At 58.3% G+C, this 26,085-nt stretch carries 23 protein-coding genes and 4 tRNA genes; 18 read left to right on the top strand and 9 right to left on the bottom strand.

The features are described from left to right. Window positions 1-70 precede the first annotated feature (70 nt). The 7 genes from alaS (at window position 71) to mgtE (ending at window position 6,660) form a co-directional block, all read left to right on the top strand. Window positions 71-2,689 (top strand): alanine--tRNA ligase, encoded by a 2,619-nt coding sequence (alaS, locus tag HX790_RS09200; protein ID WP_138450939.1) that lies wholly within the window; start codon window positions 71-73, stop codon window positions 2,687-2,689. 97 nt (window positions 2,690-2,786) lie between these two features. Continuing rightward, a complete protein-coding gene (locus HX790_RS09195; protein ID WP_017138417.1) occupies window positions 2,787-4,028 on the top strand; it encodes an aspartate kinase in 1,242 nt (413 codons plus the stop codon). 174 nt (window positions 4,029-4,202) lie between these two features. Then, window positions 4,203-4,391, top strand: a complete 189-nt coding sequence (gene csrA / locus HX790_RS09190) for a carbon storage regulator CsrA (protein ID WP_003175645.1) — start codon at window positions 4,203-4,205, stop codon at window positions 4,389-4,391. A gap of 62 nt (window positions 4,392-4,453) precedes the next feature. Continuing rightward, window positions 4,454-4,544 (top strand) — tRNA-Ser (locus HX790_RS09185). A 108-nt stretch (window positions 4,545-4,652) separates the two neighbouring features. Further along, window positions 4,653-4,729: transfer RNA gene (locus HX790_RS09180), tRNA-Arg, on the top strand. 72 nt (window positions 4,730-4,801) lie between these two features. Beyond that, window positions 4,802-4,878, top strand: a tRNA-Arg gene (locus tag HX790_RS09175). A gap of 339 nt (window positions 4,879-5,217) precedes the next feature. Then, entirely contained in the window at window positions 5,218-6,660 is a 1,443-nt protein-coding gene (gene mgtE / locus HX790_RS09170; protein WP_017138415.1) for a magnesium transporter, read from the top strand. Between the two features lie 123 nt (window positions 6,661-6,783). Here the strand turns inward: mgtE and HX790_RS09165 are convergent, their stop codons facing one another. The 3 genes from HX790_RS09165 to HX790_RS09155 all read right to left on the bottom strand — a co-directional run bounded on the left by HX790_RS09165 (window position 6,784) and on the right by HX790_RS09155 (window position 7,921). After that, window positions 6,784-7,110: an Arc family DNA-binding protein gene (locus HX790_RS09165; protein WP_003193592.1), complete on the bottom strand. Its 327-nt coding sequence runs from the start codon at window positions 7,108-7,110 to the stop codon at window positions 6,784-6,786. Window positions 7,111-7,502: 392 nt separating this feature from the next. Beyond that, window positions 7,503-7,682: a PA3371 family protein gene (locus tag HX790_RS09160; protein ID WP_017138414.1), complete on the bottom strand. Its 180-nt coding sequence runs from the start codon at window positions 7,680-7,682 to the stop codon at window positions 7,503-7,505. 11 nt (window positions 7,683-7,693) lie between these two features. Continuing rightward, window positions 7,694-7,921, bottom strand: a complete 228-nt coding sequence (locus HX790_RS09155; protein ID WP_099548206.1) for a hypothetical protein — start codon at window positions 7,919-7,921, stop codon at window positions 7,694-7,696. 325 nt (window positions 7,922-8,246) lie between these two features. Here HX790_RS09155 and HX790_RS09150 point away from each other — a divergent pair. After that, window positions 8,247-8,323 (top strand) — tRNA-Arg (locus HX790_RS09150). A 282-nt stretch (window positions 8,324-8,605) separates the two neighbouring features. Continuing rightward, complete coding sequence (locus HX790_RS09145; RefSeq protein ID WP_017138393.1) at window positions 8,606-9,997, top strand: MFS transporter; 1,392 nt, start codon at window positions 8,606-8,608, stop codon at window positions 9,995-9,997. Between the two features lie 61 nt (window positions 9,998-10,058). Here HX790_RS09145 and HX790_RS09140 read toward each other — a convergent pair whose 3' ends face one another. The 4 genes from HX790_RS09140 to flgA form a co-directional block, all read right to left on the bottom strand. Next, window positions 10,059-10,808: a flagellar brake protein gene (locus HX790_RS09140; protein WP_017138392.1), complete on the bottom strand. Its 750-nt coding sequence runs from the start codon at window positions 10,806-10,808 to the stop codon at window positions 10,059-10,061. A 96-nt stretch (window positions 10,809-10,904) separates the two neighbouring features. After that, the gene (locus HX790_RS09135; protein WP_017138391.1) at window positions 10,905-11,375 is read right to left on the bottom strand and encodes a flagella synthesis protein FlgN; all 471 of its coding nucleotides are present in this window, start codon (window positions 11,373-11,375) and stop codon (window positions 10,905-10,907) included. 48 nt (window positions 11,376-11,423) lie between these two features. After that, a complete protein-coding gene (gene flgM / locus HX790_RS09130) occupies window positions 11,424-11,750 on the bottom strand; it encodes a flagellar biosynthesis anti-sigma factor FlgM (protein WP_017138390.1) in 327 nt (108 codons plus the stop codon). A gap of 159 nt (window positions 11,751-11,909) precedes the next feature. Then, window positions 11,910-12,668 (bottom strand): flagellar basal body P-ring formation chaperone FlgA, encoded by a 759-nt coding sequence (gene flgA, locus HX790_RS09125; protein WP_026013793.1) that lies wholly within the window; start codon window positions 12,666-12,668, stop codon window positions 11,910-11,912. 95 nt (window positions 12,669-12,763) lie between these two features. On the opposite strand from flgA, the gene HX790_RS09120 reads away from it, so the two are divergent. Next, complete coding sequence (locus tag HX790_RS09120) at window positions 12,764-13,696, top strand: chemotaxis protein CheV (RefSeq protein ID WP_017138388.1); 933 nt, start codon at window positions 12,764-12,766, stop codon at window positions 13,694-13,696. A gap of 44 nt (window positions 13,697-13,740) precedes the next feature. Then, complete coding sequence (gene cheR / locus HX790_RS09115) at window positions 13,741-14,568, top strand: protein-glutamate O-methyltransferase CheR (protein WP_017138387.1); 828 nt, start codon at window positions 13,741-13,743, stop codon at window positions 14,566-14,568. Between the two features lie 88 nt (window positions 14,569-14,656). Here cheR and HX790_RS09110 read toward each other — a convergent pair whose 3' ends face one another. Beyond that, window positions 14,657-15,436 carry a hypothetical protein gene (locus HX790_RS09110; RefSeq protein ID WP_176991455.1) on the bottom strand — a complete coding sequence of 260 codons (780 nt, stop codon included), beginning with the start codon at window positions 15,434-15,436 and terminating at the stop codon, window positions 14,657-14,659. A 325-nt stretch (window positions 15,437-15,761) separates the two neighbouring features. Between HX790_RS09110 and flgB the strand changes: the two genes are divergently transcribed. The 5 genes from flgB to HX790_RS09085 all read left to right on the top strand — a co-directional run bounded on the left by flgB (window position 15,762) and on the right by HX790_RS09085 (window position 19,996). Continuing rightward, complete coding sequence (gene flgB / locus HX790_RS09105) at window positions 15,762-16,169, top strand: flagellar basal body rod protein FlgB (RefSeq protein WP_003214246.1); 408 nt, start codon at window positions 15,762-15,764, stop codon at window positions 16,167-16,169. A gap of 3 nt (window positions 16,170-16,172) precedes the next feature. Further along, a complete protein-coding gene (flgC, locus tag HX790_RS09100; RefSeq protein ID WP_017138385.1) occupies window positions 16,173-16,625 on the top strand; it encodes a flagellar basal body rod protein FlgC in 453 nt (150 codons plus the stop codon). A gap of 16 nt (window positions 16,626-16,641) precedes the next feature. Further along, window positions 16,642-17,373, top strand: coding sequence for a flagellar hook assembly protein FlgD (gene flgD, locus HX790_RS09095; protein ID WP_176991454.1), 732 nt, complete (start codon window positions 16,642-16,644; stop codon window positions 17,371-17,373). Window positions 17,374-17,404: 31 nt separating this feature from the next. Further along, the gene (flgE, locus tag HX790_RS09090) at window positions 17,405-18,715 is read left to right on the top strand and encodes a flagellar hook protein FlgE (RefSeq protein ID WP_017138383.1); all 1,311 of its coding nucleotides are present in this window, start codon (window positions 17,405-17,407) and stop codon (window positions 18,713-18,715) included. Window positions 18,716-18,901: 186 nt separating this feature from the next. Continuing rightward, on the top strand, window positions 18,902-19,996 hold the full coding sequence (locus HX790_RS09085) for a hypothetical protein (protein ID WP_176991453.1): 1,095 nt from the start codon (window positions 18,902-18,904) through the stop codon (window positions 19,994-19,996). 84 nt (window positions 19,997-20,080) lie between these two features. Here HX790_RS09085 and HX790_RS09080 read toward each other — a convergent pair whose 3' ends face one another. After that, window positions 20,081-22,975 carry a ribonucleoside-diphosphate reductase subunit alpha gene (locus HX790_RS09080; RefSeq protein WP_099548171.1) on the bottom strand — a complete coding sequence of 965 codons (2,895 nt, stop codon included), beginning with the start codon at window positions 22,973-22,975 and terminating at the stop codon, window positions 20,081-20,083. A gap of 716 nt (window positions 22,976-23,691) precedes the next feature. Between HX790_RS09080 and HX790_RS09075 the strand changes: the two genes are divergently transcribed. Then, a complete protein-coding gene (locus tag HX790_RS09075; RefSeq protein ID WP_176991452.1) occupies window positions 23,692-24,417 on the top strand; it encodes a response regulator in 726 nt (241 codons plus the stop codon). Then, window positions 24,414-26,024 (top strand): ATP-binding protein, encoded by a 1,611-nt coding sequence (locus HX790_RS09070; RefSeq protein ID WP_017138380.1) that lies wholly within the window; start codon window positions 24,414-24,416, stop codon window positions 26,022-26,024. Before HX790_RS09075 ends, HX790_RS09070 begins: the two co-directional genes overlap by 4 nt. The last annotated feature ends 61 nt before the right edge of the window (window positions 26,025-26,085 follow it).

Genomic DNA, 26,085 nt, shown 5'->3' with positions numbered 1-26,085 from the left:
CCCTTTGCCGTCGCTCCGTCTGATGATGTTGCGCACTGGCCTTTGGCCGCAGACTCCGTGGAAGAACCTAATGAAAAGCGCAGAAATCCGTGAAGCCTTCCTTCGCTTCTTCGAAGAGCAAGGCCACACCCGTGTAGCCTCCAGCTCCTTGATCCCAGGCAATGACCCAACCCTGCTGTTCACCAACGCGGGGATGAACCAGTTCAAGGACTGCTTCCTGGGCCAGGAAAAGCGCGCTTACACCCGCGCCACCAGCAGCCAGAAGTGCGTACGCGCCGGCGGCAAGAACAGCGACCTGGAAAACGTCGGCTACACCGCTCGCCACCACACCTTCTTCGAGATGCTGGGTAACTTCAGCTTCGGCGACTATTTCAAGAAAGATGCGATTACCTTCGCCTGGACCTTCCTGACCGGCGTGTTGAAGCTGCCCAAGGAAAAGCTCTGGGTCACGGTCTACGCGACCGACGACGAAGCCTATGACATCTGGACCCAGCAAATCGGTGTGCCCGTCGAGCGCATGATTCGCATCGGCGACAACAAGGGCGCGCCTTACGCGTCCGACAACTTCTGGACCATGGGCGATACCGGCCCGTGCGGCCCGTGCACCGAGATTTTCTATGATCACGGCGCCGATATCTGGGGCGGCCCACCGGGCTCGCCGGAAGAAGACGGCGACCGTTACATCGAGATCTGGAACAACGTTTTCATGCAGTTCAACCGCACCGCCGATGGCGTGTTGCATCCGCTGCCGGCGCCGTCGGTGGACACCGGCATGGGCCTGGAGCGGATCAGTGCGGTGATGCAGCACGTGCATTCCAACTACGAAATCGACCTGTTCACCAACCTGCTGAGCGCGTCGGCGGCCGCCATTGGCTGCGCCAATGACAACCAGTCTTCGCTCAAGGTAGTGTCGGACCACATCCGTTCGTGCGGCTTCCTGATCGCCGACGGTGTGCTGCCGTCCAACGAGGGCCGCGGCTATGTGCTGCGCCGCATCATTCGACGCGCTTGCCGTCACGGTAACAAGCTGGGCGCCACCGGCAGCTTCTTCTACAAGATCGTGGCCGCGCTGGTCGCCGAGATGGGCGATGCCTTCCCGGAACTCAAGCAGCAGCAGGCCAACATAGAGCGCGTGCTCAAGGCTGAAGAAGAGCAGTTCTCCAAGACCCTGGAGCACGGCCTGAAGATCCTCGAGCAGGACCTGGCTGAACTTAAAGGCACCGTGGTGCCGGGCGATGTAGTGTTCAAGTTGTATGACACCTACGGTTTTCCGATGGACCTGACCGCCGACATCGCCCGTGAGCGCGAGCTGACCATCGATGAGGCGGGTTTTGAGCGTGAGATGGAAGCCCAGCGCGTGCGTGCCCGTTCCGCCAGCTCCTTTGGCCTGGACTACAACACCCTGGTCAAGGTTGACGTGCCCACCGAGTTCACCGGTTACGCGGCGACCGTTGGCGCGGCCAAGATCGTGGCCATCTACAAAGATGGCAAGTCGGTCGACGTATTGAGCGAAGGCGACGAAGCGGTGGTGGTCCTCGACCAGACGCCGTTCTACGCCGAATCCGGTGGCCAGGTGGGTGACTGTGGTTTCCTGAGCTCGACCTCCGGGCGTTTTGAAGTGCGTGACACCACCAAGACCGGCGGCGCGTTCCTGCACCACGGTGTGCTGGTGTTGGGCAACCTGACGGTCGGTGCGCCGGTCGACACTCAAGTCGATGCCGACGTGCGGCATGCAACTGCTTTGAACCATTCTGCCACTCACTTGCTGCACGCTGCGTTGCGCCAAGTGCTGGGTGAGCATGTGCAGCAGAAGGGTTCGTTGGTCGATAGCCAGCGCCTGCGTTTCGACTTCAGCCACTTTGAAGCGATCAAGCCTGAGCAGATCAAGGCGCTGGAAGATATCGTCAACGCCGAGATTCGCAAGAATACCCCGGTTGAAACCGAAGAAACCGACATTGAAACCGCCAAGAAGAAAGGCGCCATGGCGCTGTTTGGCGAGAAGTACGGCGACGAAGTGCGCGTACTGAGCATGGGCGGCAGCTTCTCGGTGGAACTGTGTGGCGGTATCCACGCTAACCGTACGGGCGATATCGGCCTGTTGAAAATCATCAGCGAAGGCGGCGTGGCCTCTGGTGTACGGCGTATTGAAGCGGTCACCGGTGCTGCGGCCCTGGCTTACCTCAATGCGGCTGAAGAACAACTCAAGGAAGCGGCCGGCCTGGTCAAGGGCAGCCGCGACAACCTGATCGATAAGCTGTCGGCCGTGCTGGAGCGCAACCGCGCACTGGAAAAACAGCTGGAGCAGTTGCAAGCCAAGGCGGCGAGCGCAGCGGGCGACGATCTGTCGGCCTCCGCGCTGGACGTCAAGGGCGTGAAAGTACTGGCTGTGCGCCTGGACGGCCAGGACGGCAAGGCGCTGTTGGCCTTGGTCGATCAGTTGAAGAACAAGCTCGGCCGCGCAGTGATCCTGCTCGGCGGTGTCCATGAGGAAAAGGTCGTTCTGGTTGCCGGTGTAACCAAAGACCTGACTGGCCAACTCAAGGCCGGTGATTTGATGAAGCAAGCCGCTGCGGCAGTGGGCGGGAAGGGCGGTGGTCGTCCGGACATGGCGCAAGGCGGTGGTGTAGACGCAGGCTCCCTGGACGCGGCCCTGGCCCTGACCGTGCCGTTTGTCGAGGCCGGCATTTAAGGCACTGTTAATGAGCCCATGGTCTAGTCATGGGCTCGTTTGGGTGCTGGACGATTTGTTTATTGGGCGCCCCTTTACGGGCTGAGGCGGCTTAGAAATGGCTTTGATCGTACAGAAATTTGGAGGCACCTCGGTCGGCTCTGTCGAAAGAATCGAGCAGGTCGCCGACAAGGTTAAGAAATTCCGCGACGCCGGCGATGACCTGGTGGTGGTGCTGTCGGCCATGAGCGGCGAAACCAATCGCCTGATCGATCTGGCCAAGGCAATCAGTGGTGACCAACAGCCGCTGCCGCGTGAGCTGGATGTGATCGTGTCCACCGGTGAGCAGGTAACCATTGCCTTGCTGGCCATGGCACTGAACAAGCGTGGTGTGCCGGCAGTGTCCTACACGGGCAGCCAGGTGCGCATCCTCACCGACAGCGCGCATACCAAGGCACGCATCCTGCAGATTGACGATCAGAAAATCCGCACAGATCTGAAAGCCGGCCGCGTGGTAGTTGTAGCGGGCTTCCAGGGTGTGGACGAGCAGGGCAACATCACCACCCTCGGGCGTGGTGGTTCGGATACCACCGGCGTGGCGCTGGCAGCGGCGCTCAAGGCCGATGAATGCCAGATCTATACTGACGTGGACGGTGTGTACACCACCGACCCACGTGTGGTGTCCGTGGCCCAGCGCCTGGACAAGATCACCTTTGAAGAGATGCTGGAAATGGCCAGTCTCGGTTCCAAGGTGTTGCAGATCCGCGCGGTGGAGTTCGCCGGCAAGTACAACGTTCCGCTGCGCGTATTGCACAGCTTCAAAGAGGGTCCGGGCACCCTCATTACTATTGATGAAGAGGAATCCATGGAACAGCCGATCATTTCCGGCATCGCTTTCAACCGCGATGAAGCCAAGCTGACGATCCGTGGCGTGCCAGACACCCCGGGCGTGGCGTTCAAGATCCTCGGCCCTATCAGTGGCGCGAACATTGAAGTCGACATGATCGTGCAGAACGTTTCGCACGATAACACCACCGATTTCACCTTCACTGTGCACCGCAACGAGTACGATGCTGCCGAGCGTATCCTGCAGAACACCGCGAGCGAGATTGGCGCCCGTGAAGTGGTCGGGGATACCAAGATTGCCAAGGTGTCGATCGTGGGCGTGGGCATGCGTTCCCATGCCGGCGTTGCCAGCCGCATGTTCGAGGCGTTGGCCAAGGAAAGCATCAACATCCAGATGATCTCCACCTCGGAAATCAAAGTCTCGGTGGTGATCGAAGAGAAGTACCTGGAGCTGGCTGTGCGCGCGCTGCATACCGCTTTTGAGCTGGACGCTCCGGCCCGACCGGGCGAGTGATGCGATACCAGGAAGGCGCGGTATACCGCGCCTTTCATTTTTTGTGGAGCGCATGGTCTTTTGCGTGCGCTCGACAATACTTAGGTCGTTAGGGCTATGGCCATCAGGTTGTAGGTCGAACGCCTTTTTTTTGCAGACTGTTGTTCCTGAACTGAAATGCGTGAGGTGAAAGCTATGCTGATTCTGACTCGTCGGTGCGCAGAAAGCCTGATTATCGGTGATGGCGAAATCACCGTGACCGTGCTCGGCGTCAAAGGCAATCAAGTACGTATCGGGGTTAACGCTCCGAAAGAGGTAGCTGTCCACCGCGAGGAAATCTACCTGCGGATCAAGAAAGAGAAGGACGAAGAACCAAGCCTTTAATTTTTATCGTTTTTTATGTTTGCAAACGGGGATGAACGTGGTTAATATACGCCCCGTGTTGCGGAGAGCTGGCCGAGTGGCCGAAGGCGCTCCCCTGCTAAGGGAGTACACCTCAAAAGGGTGTCGGGGGTTCGAATCCCCCGTTCTCCGCCATTATTTGCTTAGTACGTTGCAATCTGGTTTTTTCGCTAAGTTGTTGAAATTAAACGAAAAAATAGCTTTACATAGAGATTGAACGGCCTATAATGCGCGGCAACAAATGCACTCGTAGCTCAGCTGGATAGAGTACTCGGCTACGAACCGAGCGGTCACAGGTTCGAATCCTGTCGAGTGCACCATTTAAGAGTCAGTTGCAGCAATGCAGGTGACTTGGCTTCAACCAGTTGTGATCTGGTCTAAAAACACAATCTGCACTCGTAGCTCAGCTGGATAGAGTACTCGGCTACGAACCGAGCGGTCACAGGTTCGAATCCTGTCGAGTGCACCATACAAACAAAAAGCCCGCCTAGTGCGGGCTTTTTGCCGTCTGGGGTTTGTGTAGGATTTCAACTCTTTCTCCTGTCTCATGTGTTTTCCTTTCGGGCTGTGTCGTCGCAGTTCATAGATGCAGCCAATGCTCAGCTTTGGCTCGCAAGCGCTTGTTCTTTCCAGTTTTTTAACGTTTAAAGCGCGCGCAGCGTGTATCATTGCGCCCGTCAGCCCCGCCGGGGCTTGTGGAATACCTCCATGGACTTACCCAGTAGTTGCTCAGTACCCCGTTTTACCAATCATGAATTGACTGATTGATCCTTCCGGCGTGCCCCGCTGCTGGGAGTGGAGTTCGCCTATGACCGAAGTAGAAGTAAAGAAAACACAAGACAGCCTGCAGGATCGCCTGGCTCAAGTCATCGAGCTGCTGCAGCGTCAGCGCGTGGTCGAAGACCTCACGCACCGCCAGGAAGGTCCGCACCACGACCGCGTCGAAAACCTGGTTCACCGGCAAAACCTCGTTGAGCTGCAACGCAAGCTCGATGATCTGCACTCCGCCGACGTCGCTTATATTCTTGAAGCCTTGCCACTCGATGATCGACTGACCCTGTGGCAGTTGGTCAAGGCTGACCGCGACGGCGACATCCTCCTTGAAGTATCCGACTCGGTCCGTGAAACCCTGATCGCCGACATGGACGATCACGAGCTCCTGGCCGCTGCCAAGGAGATGGACGCCGACGAACTGGCTGACCTGGCGCCTGAGCTGCCGCGTGATGTTGTCCATGAGTTGATGGAGGCCCTCGACAGCCAGCAGCGTGAGCGTGTGCGCTCCGCGTTGTCTTATGACGAGGATCAGGTCGGCGCATTGATGGACTTCGAGATGGTCACCATCCGCGAAGACGTCAGCCTGGAAGTGGTCTTGCGTTACCTGCGTCGGCTCAAAGAGCTGCCGGGCCATACTGACAAACTGTTCGTGGTCGACTACGAAGGCATTCTCAAGGGCGTGTTGCCGATCAAGCGCCTGCTGGTCAATGATCCGGAAAAGAAAGTAGCGGATCTGATGGCCAGCGATACGGTGAGTTTTCACCCGGATGAAGACGCCTACGAGGCTGCCCAGGCATTTGAGCGTTATGACTTGATCTCGGCGCCTGTGGTCGACAAGAACGGCAAGCTGATTGGCCGTTTGACCATCGATGAAATGGTCGACCTGATTCGTGAAGAGAGTGAAACCGAAGTCCTCAACATGGCGGGTCTGCGTGAAGAGGAAGATATTTTTGCGTCAGTCTGGCGCTCCCTGCATAACCGTTGGGCGTGGCTTGCGATCAACCTGATCACGGCGTTCATCGCTTCGCGCGTGATCGGGTTGTTCGAAGGTTCCATCGAGAAGCTTGTCGCCCTCGCGGCGCTGATGCCGATCGTGGCAGGTATTGGGGGTAACTCCGGTAACCAGACCATCACCATGATTGTGCGTGCCATGGCACTGGACCAGGTGAGTACGGCCAACTCCTCGCGCCTGTTGCGCAAAGAATTGGCTGTGGGCCTGATCAATGGCTTGGTGTGGGGCGGGGTCATCGGCGTGGTGGCTTACTTGCTGTATGGCAGTTGGTCGCTGGGCGTGGTGATGACGGCTGCCATGACCCTCAACCTGCTGTTGGCGGCGTTGATGGGCGTGTTGATCCCCATGACACTGGCACGCCTGGGGCGCGACCCGGCCATGGGTGCCAGTGTGATGATCACGGCCATGACCGACAGCGGTGGCTTCTTCATCTTCCTGGGCCTGGCGACGATCTTTCTGCTCTGATCCCCTGTGGGGGCGGGCTTGCTAGCAAATGCAAGCTCGCTCCCACACAAGCCCTCTGCGGTGCCCTCAAATTTCACGCAAAAAAAAGCCAGCATAGCGCTGGCTTCGGCTTTCAGTTGCAGATCAATTGGCTTCTGCGGCCGCCTCAACGTCGTGCGCGATAAGCGAGACGAGAGCATTTTGCTGGCGGTGGGAGAGCTGACGAAAACGCTGCAGCAGTTCGCGTTCGTGCAGTGACAGCTCAGGGCTGTCCAGGCGCATGCTCAACTCTTCGCCCAACGCACCTTCCTGAATAAGGCTCTGCTCCAGGCGCGCGATGATTTCGGAGTTCATGCTGCGGTGATGATTGCGAGCCACCTCGGCAATGCGTTCCCGCATTCCGTCTGGCAGACGTACGACGAACTTGTCAGCCGTACGGCTGGAATAAATTGCCTGTTTCAATGGGCGCATATATTTAACCGGTTAGTTCAGGGGAGCGGTTTTTGGAATTGGCCGCAAGATGAGTGTTAAGACAAGGCTCACGACCAAAGTTCAACCCGAATTGCAAAGAGGCCGCATCATGCCTCAGATTTGACATTTCCTTGGCGTCAATTCTGTGACAAATATTGAACTGACTAAAGGCTTAATGCCAGCACTCATTTGTATTTTTGCGGACTGGTTGGAAAACTTTTCAACGCGTCATTCCTCAGGGGAACTTCCCGTAAGTCCAGGCGCGCGCAGGGATTGAGGCCGCATATCCTAAAGCAAAGTGGCCTTTTGCCCTTATCTTTAAGACTAGTGGCAATTTGCCGATTTGCTAGGGCGGGGCGACATAAGGTCGAGGGAGGGAGGTGGTGCAGAGATTACCGCAAAACGGGGTCGAATTTGATTTTGCGGCCCATGAAAAGCGTCAGCACAAGCAGGCTCGTGAACACGCCGGCTGCGACCATTGCAGCAGTTTGTCCATCTTCGGAGGTGGCGCCCAGGCCCAGGAGGCCAGTGGCGACAGTCAGGCACAAAAACAGCCAGGCGGATTTGCTCATGAATGGCGTCCTTAGAAAACCCAATGTTCGGATGCCGGTGCAGTCTGGGTGCCTTGGGTCAGGCGTACCGGCGATTGCGCGTTGGGCGTCATCACCGCCAATTGCGGGCGTTGTTGTAGATGGTGCGGCACGGCCTGGCTAAGTTGCGCAGGATCATTACTGCCGGTGGATTGGAAATGAAACATCACCAGTGCAGCCAAGGCTATGGTGTTGAGGGCTAACAGAAGGGCACTGTTCATGGTCATGTTCTCCGCTAAACGCCGTGGCTGGATGGGTTTGTAGGAGAAGTATTGCAGGTCCCGTGCCAATCTATTATTTCATTAAAATCAATGACTTGAGTCTACTTTAAAGTGGCGTCGGGTTGCAATTTGCAATGATGGCATTTTGGGGTAGTGCATTTTGCACGACAGCATCCAGGCCCCGTGGCTGCGGGGCAACGCGGGCCTCGGTCGAACAAGGATCGGCCTACACTCAAAAAGCCCACGGACGACATGACAAAACCCACCTTGGCCGTTAACATGCACGCCGTCCGTCGCTGTGCCCCGTGCCCAATGGCTGTCATTTGTCCCAGTAGCTCAATTGGATAGAGCATCCCCCTCCTAAGGGGAAGGTTGGCCGTTCGAACCGGCCCTGGGACACCATCTTCAAAAGCCCTGCACAGGTTGTCCTGGCAGGGCTTTTTTGTGCGTGCCTGCAACACCGGTCGAACCTTGCCGCCTGTCAGGGTTCACAGCAGGTGCGCAGTGTGTTTCTCGTCGCTTTTGTACGTTGCATATGTACCTTGCATGCGGCCAGGCAGCGTCTGAACGATTAAGCAAAATATTCCCCGGAAAACGGCCCGCTGCGTCTGTCCGCTCCCGGCAACCCCGGACTATCATGCTGATAGCCCTGTCCCTCACTGCAAGGAGCCGCTCGGAACGCCGATGCGCCAGATCTGGAAATCTTTTCGAGCCCTTTATTTCGCCTCCTTGATGATGTTGATCGGGTCCGGCCTGCTCAGCACTTACCTTGCCTTGCGTCTGGCAGCCGACCACGTCGACAGCCTGTGGGTGGGTGCGCTGATGGCGGCCAACTACTTCGGCCTGGTGCTGGGCGGCAAGATCGGGCATCGCCTGATTGCCCGCGTCGGGCATATTCGCGCGTATGCCACCTGTGCCGGGATTGTCGGCGCGGCGGTGTTGGGCCACGGCCTCATCAACTGGCTGCCGGCCTGGATTGTGCTGCGGATGATCGTGGGCCTGGGGATGATGTGCCAGTACATGGTTATCGAAAGCTGGCTCAATGAGCAGGCGGACGCCAAGCAGCGTGGCGTGGTATTCAGCGGCTATATGATCGCCTCCTACCTTGGGCTGGTATTGGGTCAGTTGATCCTGGTCATGCACCCGCAGCTTGGCCTCGAATTGCTCATGCTGGTGGCGCTGTGCTTTGCCTTGTGCCTGGTGCCGGTGGCCATGACCCGACGCATTCACCCGGCGCCGCTGCACCCTGCGCCTATGGAGCCGCGCTTCTTTATCAAGCGTGTGCCGCAGTCGCTGAGTACGGTGCTGGGCGCGGGGCTGATCGTTGGCTCGTTCTACGGCCTGGCGCCGTTGTATGCCTCGCAGCAAGGCTTGAGCACCGAGCAGGTCGGTCTGTTCATGGGTAGCTGCATCTTTGCCGGTCTGTTGGTGCAGTGGCCATTGGGTTGGTTGTCGGACCGCTATGATCGTGCCTTGCTGATTCGCTGTTTTGCCTTGTGCCTGGCGGTGGCGGCGTTGCCATTGGCCGTGATGACCCAAGTGCCGCTGGAAGTGCTGTTTGTGGCTGGCTTCCTGTGTTCGCTGGTGCAGTTCTGCCTGTATCCGTTGGCTGTGGCGTTCTCCAATGACCATGTGGAAGGTGATCGCCGCGTGTCGCTGACGGCCATGTTGCTGGTGACCTACGGCATCGGCGCGAGTGTCGGGCCGCTGTTGGCGGGTGTGGTGATGAAGCTGTTCGGCAGCCACATGCTGTACGCCTTTTTCAGCCTGTGTGCATTGGTCCTGGTGTGGCGGATCCGGCCGAAGGCGGTGACTAACCTGCATCAGGTGGACGATGCGCCGCTGCATCACGTGGCGATGCCCGACAGCATGTCCAGCTCGCCGCTGGTGGCCTGCCTTGACCCGCGGGTGGATGAAGCGGTGGTGCAGGAGCAAATGCAGAGCGTGGTGCCCGACCCGGAACCTGAAATCGAAACTGACCCGCAACAACCCGCGGATGAACCGGCTTTTGAAGGGCCGCCGGAGCCTCTGGGGCCGGACGAGCATCCCCACGACTTGAGCAGGGCACGCCCCTGAAAGCAAAAACGGGCAGATCCCATCAGGATCTGCCCGTTTTTATTGATACGGCCTTTAAGGCTTAAAGGTCGTCGTCTTTGTCAAAGCGCCGCGCTTCACGCTGCAACTGATACACAAAACGTTCAACCTGGCGCTGAACCAAGCCGCTCATGTTATGGAAGCGCACGCCGGCGAAGGTGGTGTTGATCTTGTCTTCGACGTGCAGGTAACGCAGCTCCACCGAGGTGGTCATGCTGCCAAAGGGCAGGGCGGCGATAAAGCGGTCATAGACCTGGCCCAGCTGCAGGCGATCGGAAATGTCGCCTTCAAAACGCAGCTTGCAGCCGGTGGCGGAGATGTCCAGCAGTTTGCCGCTGATCGGTGCCTTGAGCTTTTCGCCACCCAGCTCGATGCTTACCAGTTGGGCCAGCTTCAACGCTGCCCGAAAGGCATTGCGACGCTGATGGTAGACCACCTCGTCGGGCATGCTGCCGGTGTAGATGCGGTGGCCGCCTTTTTCACTGATGGTCAGTGTGCCGTTGCTTTCCCAGGCGACACGCACACCGTCATGGAAACCTTCAATGCGGAACGGTTCGCCGTTCTCAAGGTAGCGTTCACCGTCGCGGGGGATCATTTCGTCCAGGGCGAGCGTTTTGCTGTCCCGATCTATATCCACCAGATAGCTTTGGAACCGCTGGCTGCGTTCATGGAAAGTGATAATCAGCGGGTCATGGCTTTCTTGCAGCATTCGCAACGTGCTGGCGATTTCCAGAGGCGTGGTGAGCACCTTGGGTGGCTGCGGAGCATCTTCCGCATTAAGGGCGTTGAACACGGTTCTTCCATCTCCAGGCAAAATACGACTACACGCAAGAACCGGCATTTTGCCAGCATGTAGCGCGCCTTGGATAGGGCGCGCTGTAAACCGGTGTCAGGCTTGGCTGCGGGTGCTTGGCTTGACCAGGCGCGAGGTCGACCCTTGGGCGTTGTACAGCGCCGGAGGCTCTCCGCCGTGGAGTATGCGCAACTGGTTGGCGGTCGTAGCCTGCTGCAGCTGGATCGACTGGCCGTTGAGCAGGTTGGCTTCCTGGCACTGGGCCAGCAATTGATTGAGTGCGGTGCTCTGCGCCAGCAACTGATCGCCTACCGAGGAGTGGCTGGCCAGTTGTGCCAGGCCATCATGATCAGCCGGCAGGCCCAGGCTGATGAGAATTTCGCTGCGCTTCTTGCCATGCTGCTCCAGCAGCACGATCAGCGACTGTTTGCGCGCCAGGATTTCCTCCAGCAAGCGCATGTCCCGGCCATAGAGGGCCAGGGATTCTTCTTTGAGCAGCTCGAGCAGAAGTTGCGTCGGCGCCAGATCATCAATGATCAGTTCAAGCAAATGTTCGTCGTGGTGCATGGCTGGCCTTGGGTTTTAAGCGTCCACAAGCCCTGCGCAGGCCTTTGCCTAGCGCTCGGCTTCGAAGTTAAGCAGCTTGCTGGCTACACGGTTGCTGTCGACCTTATAGCTGCCATCAGCGATTGCCTGTTTCAATTCGGCCACGCGGGCTTTATTGACAACCGGTTGATCGCGCAGCGAGTCAGTGACCTTCTGCAACTGTTGAGCCTCATTGCTCAGGTGTACCGATTCCCCGCTCTGGCTGGCGCTGGCCTGTTCTGCCTTGGCGGCAGGTGCTGGCTGGGACTTGGCTTCTACGCCGTCCTTTGCCCCGCTGGTGCGCGTATTGCCCGGCAAAGCCTGGGTGTTATTTAAACGACTGAAATCAATGACCATGTTAAAAAAACCTCTGGGTATTTGGACGCTTGCCATGTTTTCGGCCATACCCGGACAAACTTTAGGCCCGATTGACAATAAACCTGTACAGGTCGACATCCCACGCACAGTGTAGGAAAACCTGGCGTTTCACACCAGTGATCTCACAGCGGTGATCTTCTATAGCGCCACCTCAACCTGGCCCGGCGCGGTCACCTGCGCCTTGATCACACGGTTGGAATTGAGGTTCTTGACCCGGATCTGCTCGCTCATCCCGCCGTTGGACAGCGCCTCCCCCGGCATTTTTACCATCAGCCCGCCGCTACTGGCGGAAATCACCACCTGGTCGCCCTTGCGAATCACCTCAGCCTGTTCCAGATGCACCAGCGTAATGACCTGGTCGGTGACCATTGGTCGGGTCAGTTTCTGCCCGATCGCTTGGTCCACAGCGGTGAGGTAGCCCTGATTGATCAGGCTGATGTCGCGTTCACGCAGGGCCACGTCTTCAAAACCAATGATGCCGGTGCGTTTGAGCGGGCGTGTGACCACAACCACATCGCGGAACAGTTTGACCTGCGCCGGCACAAACACGGTCCAGGGTGAGGCGCCCTCGCAGCGCACTTTTACCGTCACGCGGCCGATGGGCTGGGCCGGGCTTTCGAGGCTGGCCGTCAATTCCTTGTCGCACATGGGCATGCGCAGGCGCGGGTCCAGTTGGTTGACCTGGATTTCGTAACGCCCCGGCGTTTGGGTGGTCGCCAGATAATCTTCTACAGTGAACTCAAGAAAGCCTTGGGTGACGCCGATAAGGAGATCAGGCAAGGTGACATTATCTGCGCGAGCCGTGGTGCCCGAGCCCAAGGCAAGCAAAGCCATCGTTGCGCAGAGCAATCTGCGATACCGTGGGATGCGTCGGAAAACTGTCGTTTTAAGGTTCATAGACCAATAAATAGCAAAGCCCGTGCCGTTTAGTGTTGGGTGAGCGTCGTTGCCCTTGTAGGTATAGCCAAAGGTTTTAGCGTAGGAGTCAAGGCATGGCAGGAGTAATGGACTCAGTAAACCAGCGCACACAGCTGGTAGGGCAGAATCGCCTGGAACTGTTGCTTTTCCGCCTGGACGGCAAGCAGCTGTACGGCATCAATGTGTTTAAAGTGCGGGAAGTACTGCAGTGCCCCAAGCTGACCATATTGCCTAAATCCAGCCCGGTGGTCTGCGGCGTAGCGAATATCCGAGGCGCGACCATCCCGATTCTCGACCTGGCCATGGCCACCGGTTCCTCGGGGTTGCAGGACCGCGAAAGCCCCTTTGTGATCATCACCGAATACAACACCAAGACCCAGGGTTTCCTGGTGCGCTCGGTGGAGCGCATCGTCAATATGAACTGGGAGGAGATCCATCCGCCGCCCAAGGGCACCGGGCGCGATCACTACCTCACGGCAGTGACGCGGGTCGACAACCAGTTGGTCGAAATCATCGACGTGGAAAAGATCCTCGCCGAAGTCGCACCCACCTCGGAAACCATTTCGGTTGGCGTGGTAGACGCCGAAACCGCGCACAAGGCAGTGTCACTGCGTGTGCTGACGGTGGATGACTCCTCGGTGGCGCGCAAGCAGGTCAGCCGTTGCCTGCAAACCGTCGGCGTGGAAGTGGTGGCCTTGAACGATGGTCGCCAAGCCCTGGATTACCTGCGCAAGCTGGTGGACGAAGGCAAGAAGCCGGAAGAAGAGTTCCTGATGATGATCTCCGACATTGAAATGCCGGAAATGGACGGCTATACCCTCACGGCCGAGATACGTAACGATCCACGCATGCAAAAATTGCATATCATCCTGCATACTTCCTTGTCGGGCGTATTCAATCAGGCGATGGTCAAGAAGGTCGGTGCTGATGACTTCCTGGCCAAATTCCGCCCTGATGACCTGGCATCCCGGGTAGTCGACCGGATCAAGGCAGCAGATCACGGCTAGGGGGATTTCCTCCTGGCGGTCACACGATTTAAGAGGCGGTATCATTGTCTACGGGTAATTTGGATTTCGAACAGTTCCGGGTCTTCCTGGAAAAAGCCTGTGGCATATTGCTCGGTGAAAACAAGCAGTACCTGGTATCCAGCCGTCTCAACAAACTGATGGAACAGCAGGGCATTAAATCCCTGGGTGAGTTGGTCCAGCGCATCCAGGGTCAGCCGCGCAGCGGGCTCAAGGAAATGGTGGTGGATGCCATGACCACCAACGAAACCTTGTGGTTTCGTGATACCTACCCCTTTGAAGTGCTCAAGAACAAAGTGCTGCCGGAGGCCATCAAGGCCAGTCCGGGCCAGCGCCTGCGCATCTGGTCGGCCGCTTGTTCTTCGGGGCAGGAACCGTACTCGATCTCGATGTCCATCGATGAGTTCGAGCGCACGAACATGGGCCAATTGAAGGCCGGCGCGCAAATTGTCGCCACCGATTTGTCCGGCACCATGCTCACCAACTGCAAGACCGGCGAGTACGACAGCCTGGCCCTGGGCCGCGGTTTGTCCCAGGAACGCTTGCAACGTTTCTTCGACCCCAAAGGGGCAGGACGCTGGGCGGTCAAGGCGCCGATCAAGAGCCGGGTGGAATTTCGCTCGTTCAACCTGCTCGACAGCTATGCCAGCCTGGGTAAGTTCGACATGGTGTTCTGCCGCAATGTGTTGATCTACTTCTCGGCAGAGGTGAAGAAAGACATCCTGTTGCGTATTCACGGTACGCTCAAGCGTGGTGGTTATTTGTTCCTGGGTGCATCCGAAGCGCTCAACGGCTTGCCGGATCATTACCAGATGGTGCAGTGCAGCCCCGGGATCATTTATCAGGCCAAATAAAGGTGGCTTGAGCATAAAAAAACGGGAAGCCCCGCAAAGGCTTCCCGTTTTTTATGCGCGCCAAGCGCCAGTTTATTACGGGCGGTGGTCAGGGTTTGGGTGCCATTCGGATATTGCCCAAGAATAGAAGATGGTTCCTGCTGGGGATGGTCTCGTTGAAAATACCCAAATGCACGGTGCCGGTACTGCTTGCGGTAAATGTCCCGGTTCCGGTTTGTGTTGATGCGTTGGTTATGTTTTGTACGTTGGCGCCGATTCGGCTGCCGTCAACCGTCAGGTACAGCGTCGAGCCATCTCCGGCGGCTGTACCACCCAGGACGTCAAAGCTGACATCGTAGATGCGCCCAGCGATGACCGATACGGGTTGGGTGATGATGTGAGCCTTGGTTACCTGGCTGCTGGGCAGGTCAACGACCACGCTGCCGTTGACGATGTGCAGCACCCTGCCTGCATAAACTGACTGAGGTACCCAGCTTTGGAAGGTGCCATCGGCGAAATCCCACACTGTGCCAGGAACAGGCACAACGATGCCGCCGGCATCGATGGACACGGTTGCGTTCGGCGCAAAGTACACGTCGCTGCCACGTCGAACGCGTAATATTAAAACAACATTGGTCCCTGACTTACCGACAATGATTGAACGGTGAGTCAGAAAGTTGAGCCCGGCCTCGTCTTTCTCCACCTCAAAGCTCAGGTTGTACGTTCTGCCTCTTTCGCCGATCAAATTTGCGTTGACGAAATCACCCTGCTTGACGGCAAAGGGGCAAAACAATTCAACCGCATTGCCGATCAGCAGTCTGGTCGAGAGGTTTGGAATGGGTAGCGCGTTGTCCTGCAGGACGAATCTGAGGGGGGGAATAGTCAGCATGGTGTGCCTCTGCTTTATGCATGTAGGGGGTCACCCGATGAGGCACGCAAAGACGTAGGCGCAACAACTGTCAGAAATGACAGTGCAGACGAGCGGTCAAGGTATCTGGCGCACTGGGGCAGCCTGTTGAAGGATTGCCACCGGGTGTAAAAGCGGCAACCGCCATTGCCGCTTTACTGGCGCCACGCGGAAGCCCATTGCCGCTTTTCTGGCATTGCCGCCGGCAAACCTTGCGCAAACCCTTGTAATACGGGCCTTCGGCGAATTGGCATGGGCCTTGCTATAACCCAGATACGAAAAGCAGGTCAGCCTAAAGGTTTCCGCCATGAGCATCAGCTTCGATAAAGCGCTCGGTATCCACGAACAAGCCCTGGGCTTTCGCGCCCAACGTGCCGAAGTCCTGGCCAACAACATTGCCAACGCCGACACCCCGAACTACAAGGCTCGGGATTTGGACTTCTCCGCCGTGCTCGCCGCACAGCAGGACAAGACCAAGAACGGCACCTTTGCCTTGAACATGACCAACAGCCGTCATATCGAAGCGCAAGGCCTGGGCAATGGTGACGAGTCGCTGCTGTATCGCACGCCGATGCAGCCGTCGATCGATCAGAACACCGTCGACGCCCAGCTGGAGCAATCGGCCTACGCCGAGAACTCGGTGAATTTTCAGGCCAGCTTCACCCTGCTTAACAGCAAATTCAAAGGGCTGATGTCAGCCCTGCGCGGAGAGTAAGCCATGTCCCTCGCCAGTGTTTTCAATATTGCCGGCAGTGGCATGAGCGCGCAGACCACGCGTTTGAACACCGTCGCCAGTAACATCGCCAACGCCGAGACCGTGTCTTCGAGCATTGACCAGACCTACCGCGCCCGTCACCCGGTGTTCGCCACCATGTTCCAGGGTGGCCAGGCCGGCCAGAGCGGCAGCGGTGATTCGCTGTTCCAGAACCAGGATGCGGCGGGCCAAGGCGTGCAGGTGCTCGGCGTGGTCGAAGACCAGAGCAACCTGGAAGCCCGCTACGAGCCTAACCATCCGGCCGCGAACGAAAAGGGTTACGTGTACTACCCCAACGTCAACGTGGTCGAGGAAATGGCCGACATGATTTCCGCCAGCCGCTCGTTCCAGACCAACGCGGAAATGATGAACACCGCCAAAACCATGATGCAGAAGGTCCTGACCCTGGGTCAGTGATAAGGGGCGCCAAATAATGGCCATTGTTGATACCACTTCTACACCCAACACGGCGGTTCAGGACCTGTTCAACTCCAAGGTCAAGACTGCCACAGACAACAGCGGCCTTGATGGTGCCGCCAAGGCGGCCACGGGCAACCAGGCGCTGGGCAAGGATGCGTTCCTGCAACTGCTGGTGACCCAGCTGAAAAACCAGAATCCGCTGTCGCCTCAGGACAACGGCGCGTTCGTGGCGCAGCTGGCGCAGTTCAGCAGCCTGGAAGGCATCAACACCCTGAACGACTCGGTGAATGCGATCTCCAGCAACTTCAGCTCTTCGCAAGCGTTGCAGGCCTCGTCACTGGTCGGGCGTTCGATCATCACCCAGACCGACAAGGCCATGGTTGATACCAGCAAGAGCATGACCGGCTCGGTGGCGGTGACGGCAGCGACAGGTAACGTCTCGGTAAAAATCACCGACAAAGACGGCAACGTGGTGCGCACTATCGACATGGGCGCCCAAAGCGCCGGCAATTCAAGCTTTATATGGGATGGCAAGAACGACAAAGGTGAAGTCGCCCCCGCCGGCACTTATACCTTCGCGGCCAGCACCAAGAATGACAAAGGCGACGCGGTTGCCCTGTTGACGTCGCTGCCGGCAACGGTCACCAGCGTGACGTTGAGCAAGACCGGCGGCGAAATGCTGCTCAACCTTGCAGGCGGCATGGGCAGCGTCAAGCTGTCGCAAATTCAGACTATCGGTACATAGAGCCGGCTAAATACGGCAGAAGGAGAGAAACATGTCTTTTAACATCGGCCTTAGCGGCCTCTATGCGGCCAACAAACAACTGGACGTGACGGGCAACAACATTGCCAACGTTGCGACCACCGGTTTCAAATCGTCCCGTGCGGAGTTTTCCGACATCTACGCGGCGTCCAAACTGGGCACTGGCCAGAACAGTGTCGGCAGCGGCGTGAACCTGGCGGCGGTGTCCCAGCAATTCACCCAAGGTGACGTCAACAACACCGGCGGCTTGCTGGACATGGCGATCCAGGGCGGTGGCTTCTTCGTGCAGAAGGGCAGTGACGGTTCGCTGGAATACACCCGTAGCGGCACCTTCCGTTCGGACAAAGACGGCTACATCACCAACAACACCGGCACCTCGCGCCTGCAAGGCTACGCCGCGGACGCCGATGGCAACATCATCAAGGGCGCGCTGACCGACCTGCAATTGAACCTGTCGAACCTGCCGCCCAAGGCGTCCACCAAAGTGGACTCCACCAGTAACCTGAACTCTTCCTCGCCGGTGATCGATCAGGCGGCGCACCCGTTCGATCCAACCGAGTCCAGCTCGTTCAGCACCCAGTACAACACTACGCTGTACGACACCCAGGGTAACGCGCACCCGATGGTGCAGTACCTGGTCAAAACGGATTCCAATACCTGGAAGTCCTACACCCTGATCGACGGCCGTAACCCAGACGGTTCGGCGCCTACCGGCACAGGCTCGACGCCACCGGTGGCATCGACGTTGAGCTTTGACGGTGCCGGCAAGCTCACCGGGATTGTCACCGGGGGCACCTCCAGCACTACCTTGCAGCTGACTGGCTGGGTGCCGGGTACAGTGACCAATGGCGTGTGGACCAAAAACGGCGCGAATGCCAACCCTGGCGGTATTGCCATCAACATGGGCAACATCACCCAGTACAACTCGGCCACCTACCGTAACCCACCGGTCACCGATGGCTACGCAACCGGCCAGATCACCGGTCTGAATATCGACGGTAACGGCGTGCTGTTCGCCACCTTCAGCAACCAGCAGAGCAAGGCCATCGGTCAGCTCTCCCTGGCCAGCTTCAACAACGAACAGGGGCTGCAGCCGTCGGGTGGCACCACTTGGAAAGAGACCTTCGCCTCGGGCCAGCCGGGTTATGACGCCCCGCAATCCGGCACCTTGGGTTCGATCGTGTCCAAGTCCCTGGAAAACTCCAACGTCAACCTGACCAACGAGCTGGTGGACCTGATCAAGGCCCAGAGCAACTACCAGGCGAACGCCAAGACCATCTCCACCCAGAGCACCATCATGCAGACCATTATTCAGATGACCTGATGCGGTTGGCCTGACACTGCTGTGAATGAAAGCCCCTCTAGCGAGGGGCTTTTTTTTGCCTGCTATTTGGATCAGCAACCATTCCCACCCTTTGCTCAGTTGCGAGCTGACAGGCCTTTGTGGAACCGACCTCGCCGTTCTTTCCACTTATCGGACTTAAAGGTGCTGGATCTTAGGGGGCGGGGTATGTGGAATTTGTCGGTGTCTGGCCCTGGGGCTGGAAGTGTGCGTTATGACGTCAGTGGCGCGGGGCAAAACCTGTGGGGCGCTAACCCTACAGAGGAAAAAAAGGATGACATAGAGGCCGATAAAAAAACCGTCGCCCAAATGCTCAAACAGCTGGATGACGCCGAAAAGGGCAACAAGAACCAAACTGCCCAGGACTTGCGGGACAAGCTCAATGAAAAGCGCAAAGCGCTGGGGGAGGAGAAGTTCAAGGAGATCCTTGAGCAGTTGAAGAAGGACGCGTCCACCGATTTGCTCGCGTTGTTGAAGAGGCTGTTTCCGGATTTATTTGCGGATGAGCCGTCTCCAGCGCCAGCTCCTGGACCGTCACCAGGTGGTGGTGGTGGTGGTGGTGGTGGTGGTGGTGGTGGTGGTGGCAGGGTAAATCCGAAGAATTTCGGCGGTAGCGAACCCATGAGTAATCTACCGATTACCGACGGTTCCAAGCATTTCAACTACAAGCCAGATGCAAGCAACCCAGGTAAAAAGCCGGACAATATCTGGAGTGGTTTCAGCCAAGGCCCTGACGGCAATTGCGTCACCGTTTCCGCGATAAAGGGAGCGATGATGAAGTTTGGTCAAAAACCTACCGACGTCTTCAAGGATGTGAAGGAGACGGGAGGGGGTTACTACGTAAAAATGCGAGACGGTTTCGAGCTTACTTTATCTAAGGGTGAGTTAAGGCATGCAGCCGCTTACGCGCAGTTCAAGGGCGATAATCCGGGCATGATTACCGACGCAAACTTCATGTATGCCGCGAGCGCCAAGCGGGCTCAAATGGAGGGCAATGGCTACGATGACAACCCCAATGCTGCAAAACAGAGTTTCGCTCATGCGATGCAAAGTTTGAACAATGGCGAAATGGGTTGGGAAGCGCTGGACCGGCTTGGCCTGAAAGACCTCTATAGGCGGTCTTCGAGTTCCGAGCTGGCAAGTGGCAAGCTGGGTGTTGTGGATTATGGCCACCATTCAATGGCGGTGATTGGCGGGCGCATTGAATTGTGGGGTGGGCGCGGTGAAGGGCCTCAGGAAGGCAACGCCTACGCATTCGTGTAGCGCAAAAAAAACCGATAAACCCAAATGCATTCAGGTTTATCGGTTTTTTACATCCCGGGCGTTCAAGCCCGGGACTCACTCAGCTTATTGGCAAGCTTCGCAATCCGGCTCATCAATCGCGCAAGCCTTTGGCACGGGTGCCGGGCCGGCTGGAGCAGCCAGCACCGAATCATCACCGTGGTTGCCGCTGGAAACAGCGTTGAGCTTACCGGTGTTGATGGTCGACTTCTCGGTGCTGGTCGCGGCCAGGGCACGGAGGTAGTAAGTGGTTTTCAGGCCACGGTACCAGGCCATGCGGTAGGTCACGTCGAGCTTCTTGCCCGATGCACCGGCGATGTACAGGTTCAGCGACTGAGCCTGGTCAATCCACTTCTGGCGACGACTGGCGGCGTCAACGATCCACTTGGTGTCCACTTCGAAGGCGGTCGCGTAGAGCTCTTTGAGTTCTTGCGGGATGCGCTCGATCTGCTGCACCGAACCGTCGTAGTACTTCAGGTCGTTGATCATGACCGAGTCCCACAGGCCGCGGGCCTTGAGGTCACGAACCAGGTACGGGTTGATCACGGTGAATTCGCCCGACAGGTTCGATTTCACATACAGGTTCTGGTAGGTCGGTTCGATCGACTGCGACACGCCAGTGATGTTGGCGATGGTTGCGGTCGGTGCGATGGCCATGATGTTGGAGTTACGAATACCTTTCTGCACACGGGCACGTACCGGCGCCCAGTCCAGGGTTTCGTTCAGGTCAACGTCGATGTACTTCTGGCCACGCTGCTCAATCAGGATCTGTTGCGAATCCAGCGGCAGGATGCCTTTGGACCACAGCGAGCCCTGGAACGTCTCGTAGGCGCCGCGCTCGTCGGCCAGGTCGCAGGAAGCCTGGATCGCGTAGTAGCTGACCGCTTCCATGGACTTGTCGGCGAACTCGACGGCAGCGTCCGAACCGTAAGGAATGTGCTGCAGGTACAGCGCGTCCTGGAAGCCCATGATGCCCAGGCCGACCGGACGGTGCTTGAAGTTGGAGTTCTGCGCCTGTGGCACCGAGTAGTAGTTGATGTCGATAACGTTATCGAGCATGCGCACGGCGGTGTTGACGGTGCGTTCCAGCTTGGCAGTGTCCAGCTTGCCGTTGACGATGTGGTTCGGCAGGTTGATCGAGCCCAGGTTGCAAACGGCGATCTCGTCCTTGTTGGTGTTCAAGGTGATCTCGGTGCACAGGTTCGAGCTGTGGACCACGCCCACGTGCTGCTGCGGGCTGCGCAGGTTGCACGGGTCTTTGAAGGTCAGCCATGGGTGACCGGTTTCAAACAGCATGGACAGCATTTTGCGCCACAGGTCTTTGGCCTGGATGGTCTTGAACAGCTTGATCTTGCCTGGGTACTGGGACAGGGCTTCGTAGTACTCGTAACGCTCTTCGAAGGCCTTGCCGGTCAGGTCGTGCAGGTCCGGCACTTCGGACGGCGAGAACAGGGTCCACGGGCCGTCATCGAAGACGCGCTTCATGAACAGGTCAGGGATCCAGTTGGCGGTGTTCATGTCGTGGGTACGACGACGGTCATCACCGGTGTTCTTGCGCAGCTCGATGAACTCTTCAATGTCCATGTGCCAGGTTTCCAGGTAGGCACATACAGCGCCTTTGCGCTTGCCACCCTGGTTCACGGCTACAGCGGTGTCGTTCACTACTTTGAGGAACGGTACAACGCCTTGGGACTTGCCGTTGGTGCCCTTGATGTAAGAACCCAGTGCACGCACCGGCGTCCAGTCGTTACCCAGGCCGCCGGCGAATTTGGACAACATGGCGTTGTCGTGGATCGCGTGGTAGATGCCCGACAGGTCATCCGGCACGGTGGTCAAGTAGCAGCTCGACAGCTGTGGACGCAGGGTGCCTGCGTTGAACAGGGTTGGGGTCGACGACATGTAGTCGAAGGACGACAACAGGTTGTAGAACTCAATCGCGCGGTCTTCTTTTTGCTTCTCTTCAATCGCCAGGCCCATGGCCACACGCATGAAGAACACTTGCGGCAATTCGAAGCGGATACCGTCCTTGTGGATGAAGTAACGGTCGTACAGGGTTTGCAGGCCCAGGTAGGTGAACTGCTGGTCGCGCTCGTGGTTGATCGCCTTGCCGAGTTTTTCCAGGTCGAAGGTGGCCAGGATCGGGTTCAGCAATTCGAATTCGATACCCTTGGCGATGTAGGCCGGCAGGGCCTTGGCGTACAGGTCAGCCATTTCGTGGTGGGTGGCGCTGTCGGCCACGCCCAGGAAGCCCAGGCCTTCGGCACGCAGGGTGTCCATTAGCAGGCGCGCGGTCACGAACGAGTAGTTCGGCTCACGCTCAACCAGGGTACGGGCAGTCATCACCAGGGCGGTGTTGACGTCGGTCAGGGCCACGCCGTCGTACAGGTTCTTCAGGGTTTCGCGCTGGATCAGGTCACCGTCGACTTCTTCCAGGCCTTCGCAGGCCTCGGTGATGATGGTGTTCAGGCGGCCCAGGTCCAGCGGAGCAAAGCTGCCGTCGGCCAGGGTGATGCGGATCGATGGGTGAGCTTGCACGGCCGATTCTTCAGCCGGGGAGCGCACGGCACGTTCCTTGGAACGGGCGTCACGGTAGATCACGTAGTCGCGTGCCACTTTCTGCTCGCCGGCACGCATCAGGGCCAGTTCGACCTGGTCCTGGATTTCTTCGATGTGGATGGTGCCGCCCGACGGCATGCGACGTTTGAAGGTCGCGGTAACCTGTTCGGTCAGGCGGGCAACGGTGTCGTGGATGCGCGACGAGGCAGCAGCGGTGCCGCCTTCAACTGCAAGAAACGCTTTGGTGATGGCGACGGTGATTTTGTCATCGGTATAAGGAACGACAGTGCCGTTACGCTTGATCACACGCAGTTGGCCAGGTGCAGTGGCGGACAGATCCAGGTTCGAATCAGCGGCCTGCGGCACGGAGCCTTGCGGGTTCTCGCGAGTTGTGTCGGTTTGCATGGGGGGTTGTCTCCACATTCTATATTTATTTGGGCACCATCACGGTGCCCACCGTTCCGTCCTGAAGCACTTACAACAGGCCTGGGCCTGGCATAACAACTTCGGGACAGGAGGAAGGGAGCTATTCGCGCCGCTTCCATGCCGAAGTCTTCGGTTCGGGGCTTGAAAGAGCCCTTGGCCGTATTCCTGCCGGGTGACAGTTGCTCGCTGCAAGCACTGCAACACCCGTACCGTTTTCTGCCAATCGGGCTGGAAAACGGTTGCCATCCGCGTGCGCGGTTTGGGCTTTTAAAAAATGCTTTGGTTCAACCAAACAGGAGCAAGAAAGCGCTTGAGTTTCTTGTCTGATTTGTGTTTGGTTTTTTGCTTAAAACCCTACATGTAGGGTTTTTTTAGCGCCGAGGTACAAGATAATGCGTTTTGGGGGGCTTAGCAACGCACTACCTGTGGATAACGCTGTGGGTAAAATGTGTATGAAACGTGGAACACCCGTGTAGGCCGCAGTACTGCTGGATTACGCCGTTTGTCACCGAATATTCCAAGGCAAAAACCGTCTGTTGGTTTTTTGAGGGCGCGAACCCTATCACAAAAAAACGCGATCACCGAATGGATTTCCCGGCTTGTGTTTAAGGGTTGGCCCATGGCTACAATCGGCCTTCATATAGAGGCAGCAGTGTGTTTGCTGCACATGACAATAATGAGAACCGAGGTAGCGCATGGAGCAAGAAGCCTGGCAGATATTGATCGTCGAGGACGACGAGCGACTGGCCGAGTTGACCCGTGATTACCTGGAGAGCAACGGCTTGCAGGTGTCGGTGGAGAGCGACGGCGCCCAGGCGGCGGCGCGCATTGTCGCCGAACAACCGGACCTCGTGATCCTCGACCTGATGCTGCCCGGCGAAGACGGCCTGAGCATCTGCCGCAAAGTCCGCGAACGCTACGACGGCGTGATCCTGATGCTCACCGCCCGCACCGATGACATGGACCAGGTTCAGGGCCTGGACATGGGCGCCGACGACTATGTGTGCAAACCCGTGCGCCCGCGCTTGTTGCTGGCGCGTATTCAGGCATTGTTGCGGCGCAGCGAGCCGGTACTACCCGCCGCCGTGGAAAGCCAGCGGCGCCTGCAATTCGGCCCGCTGGTGGTGGACAACGCCCTGCGCGAAGCCTGGCTGCATGAGGGCGGCATCGAGCTGACCAGTGCCGAGTTCGACCTGCTGTGGCTGCTGGTGGCGAATGCCGGGCGTATCCTGTCCCGCGAAGAAATCTTTATTGCCTTGCGCGGGATTGGCTACGACGGCCAGGACCGCTCCATTGATGTGCGCATCTCGCGTATTCGACCCAAGATCGGCGACGACCCGATTCACCCGCGCCTGATCAAAACCATTCGCAGCAAAGGCTACTTGTTCGTCCCCGAAGCTGCCGCCGACTTGCCGCTGTGAACTCGATCTTCCTGCGCATCTACGGCGGCATGTGCGCGGCGCTGATCCTGGTGGCGTTGCTTGGCGTGCTGGCCCTGCACCTGCTCAATGAAGTGCGCAGCGGCCAGTACCGTGAGCGCCTGGCCCACGGCACCTTTGCGTTGATGGGCGACAACCTGCAACCGATGAGCGCGATCGAGCGCCAGCGCGCCCTGGCGGTGTGGGAGCGCTTGCTCGGCATTCCCCTGGAACTGCGTCCGTTGGCGGACGCGCAGTTGGACCTGACCCAGCGCAACCGCCTGCAGCGTGGCCAGGTGCTGGTGGAGCAGACCGGCCCGCATGCCGCGCGCGTGCTGCGCCTGGTCAGTGAACAGTCGCAGCTTGTGCTCACCGGTGAAGTGCAGCAGATCAGCGAGCAGCTGGCGCGTGCGACGATTTACCTGTTGGCTGACGAACTGGTGCGTTTCCCGGTGGCCGAGCAGCCGCAACGCCTGGCGGACATAAAAGAGGCCAAGGGCTTTGGTTTTGAGATGCACCTGATGACGCTGGATCAGGCGGATATGGATGATGACCAGCGCCGCCGGGTTGCGGAAGGCGACACGGTGATGGCCCTGGGCAAGGGCGGCGACTCCATCCGCGTATTCGCCGGCATGGTCGGCACGCCGTGGGTGCTGGAAATCGGCCCCTTGTATCAAATGAACCCGTACCCGCCGCAGTGGCTGATCCTGATCGCGTTGATCAGCCTCACGCTGATCGGTTTGATCGTCTATTTATTGGTGCGCCAGCTTGAGCGCCGCCTCAAAGGCCTGGAGGCGGCGGCCACGCGCATTGCCAAAGGCAACCTGGAAGTGCGCGTACCGGCCCGGGGCGCCGATTCGGTGGGGCGTTTGGCCGCCGCCTTTAATGGCATGGCCGAGCACTTGCAGCAATTGCTGGCGATCCAGCGCGAACTGGTGCGCGCCGTCTCCCACGAATTGCGCACCCCGGTGGCGCGCCTGCGTTTCGGCCTGGAGATGATCGGCGACGCCGCCACCCCAGAGGCGCGGCGTAAATATATGGACGGCATGGACAGCGATATCCAGGACCTCGACGGCCTGGTCGACGAAATGCTCACCTACGCCCGTCTGGAGCAGGGCGCGCCGGAGCTGAATTTCCAGCGGGTCGACCTCAGCGCCTTGCTCGATCAGGTGATCGGCGAATTATCGCCACTGCGCCCGCAGGTCAGTGTTGCCCGTGGCATCTGCCTGTCTTCGGCACACTGGGACGATGCCTGGGTCGACGCCGAGCCGCGCTACTTGCACCGCGCCCTGCAAAATCTGGTGGGCAATGCCATGCGCCATGCCCAGGGCCGGGTGCTGATCAGCTATCAAGTGGGGCAGGTGCGTTGCCGCATCGATGTGGAAGATGACGGGCCGGGGGTGCCGGAAAGCGCCTGGGAGCGGATTTTCACGCCATTTTTGCGTCTGGACGATAGCCGCACGCGAGCTTCAGGCGGGCATGGCCTGGGTTTGTCGATTGTGCGGCGGATTATCTATTGGCACGGCGGGCGGGCGTTGATCAGCAAGAGCAACAACCTGGGTGGGGCGTGTTTCAGCTTGAGTTGGCCCAGGGATCAGGACAAGACTTAAGACCGCTATCGCAGGCAAGCCAGCTCCCACATTTTGAATGTATGCGCACATCAAAGGTGGG

Source organism: Pseudomonas sp. IPO3747 (genome assembly GCF_013385245.1).
GTDB classification, from domain to species: domain Bacteria; phylum Pseudomonadota; class Gammaproteobacteria; order Pseudomonadales; family Pseudomonadaceae; genus Aquipseudomonas; species Aquipseudomonas edaphica.
This window is presented reverse-complemented; position numbering and strand designations above follow the sequence as displayed.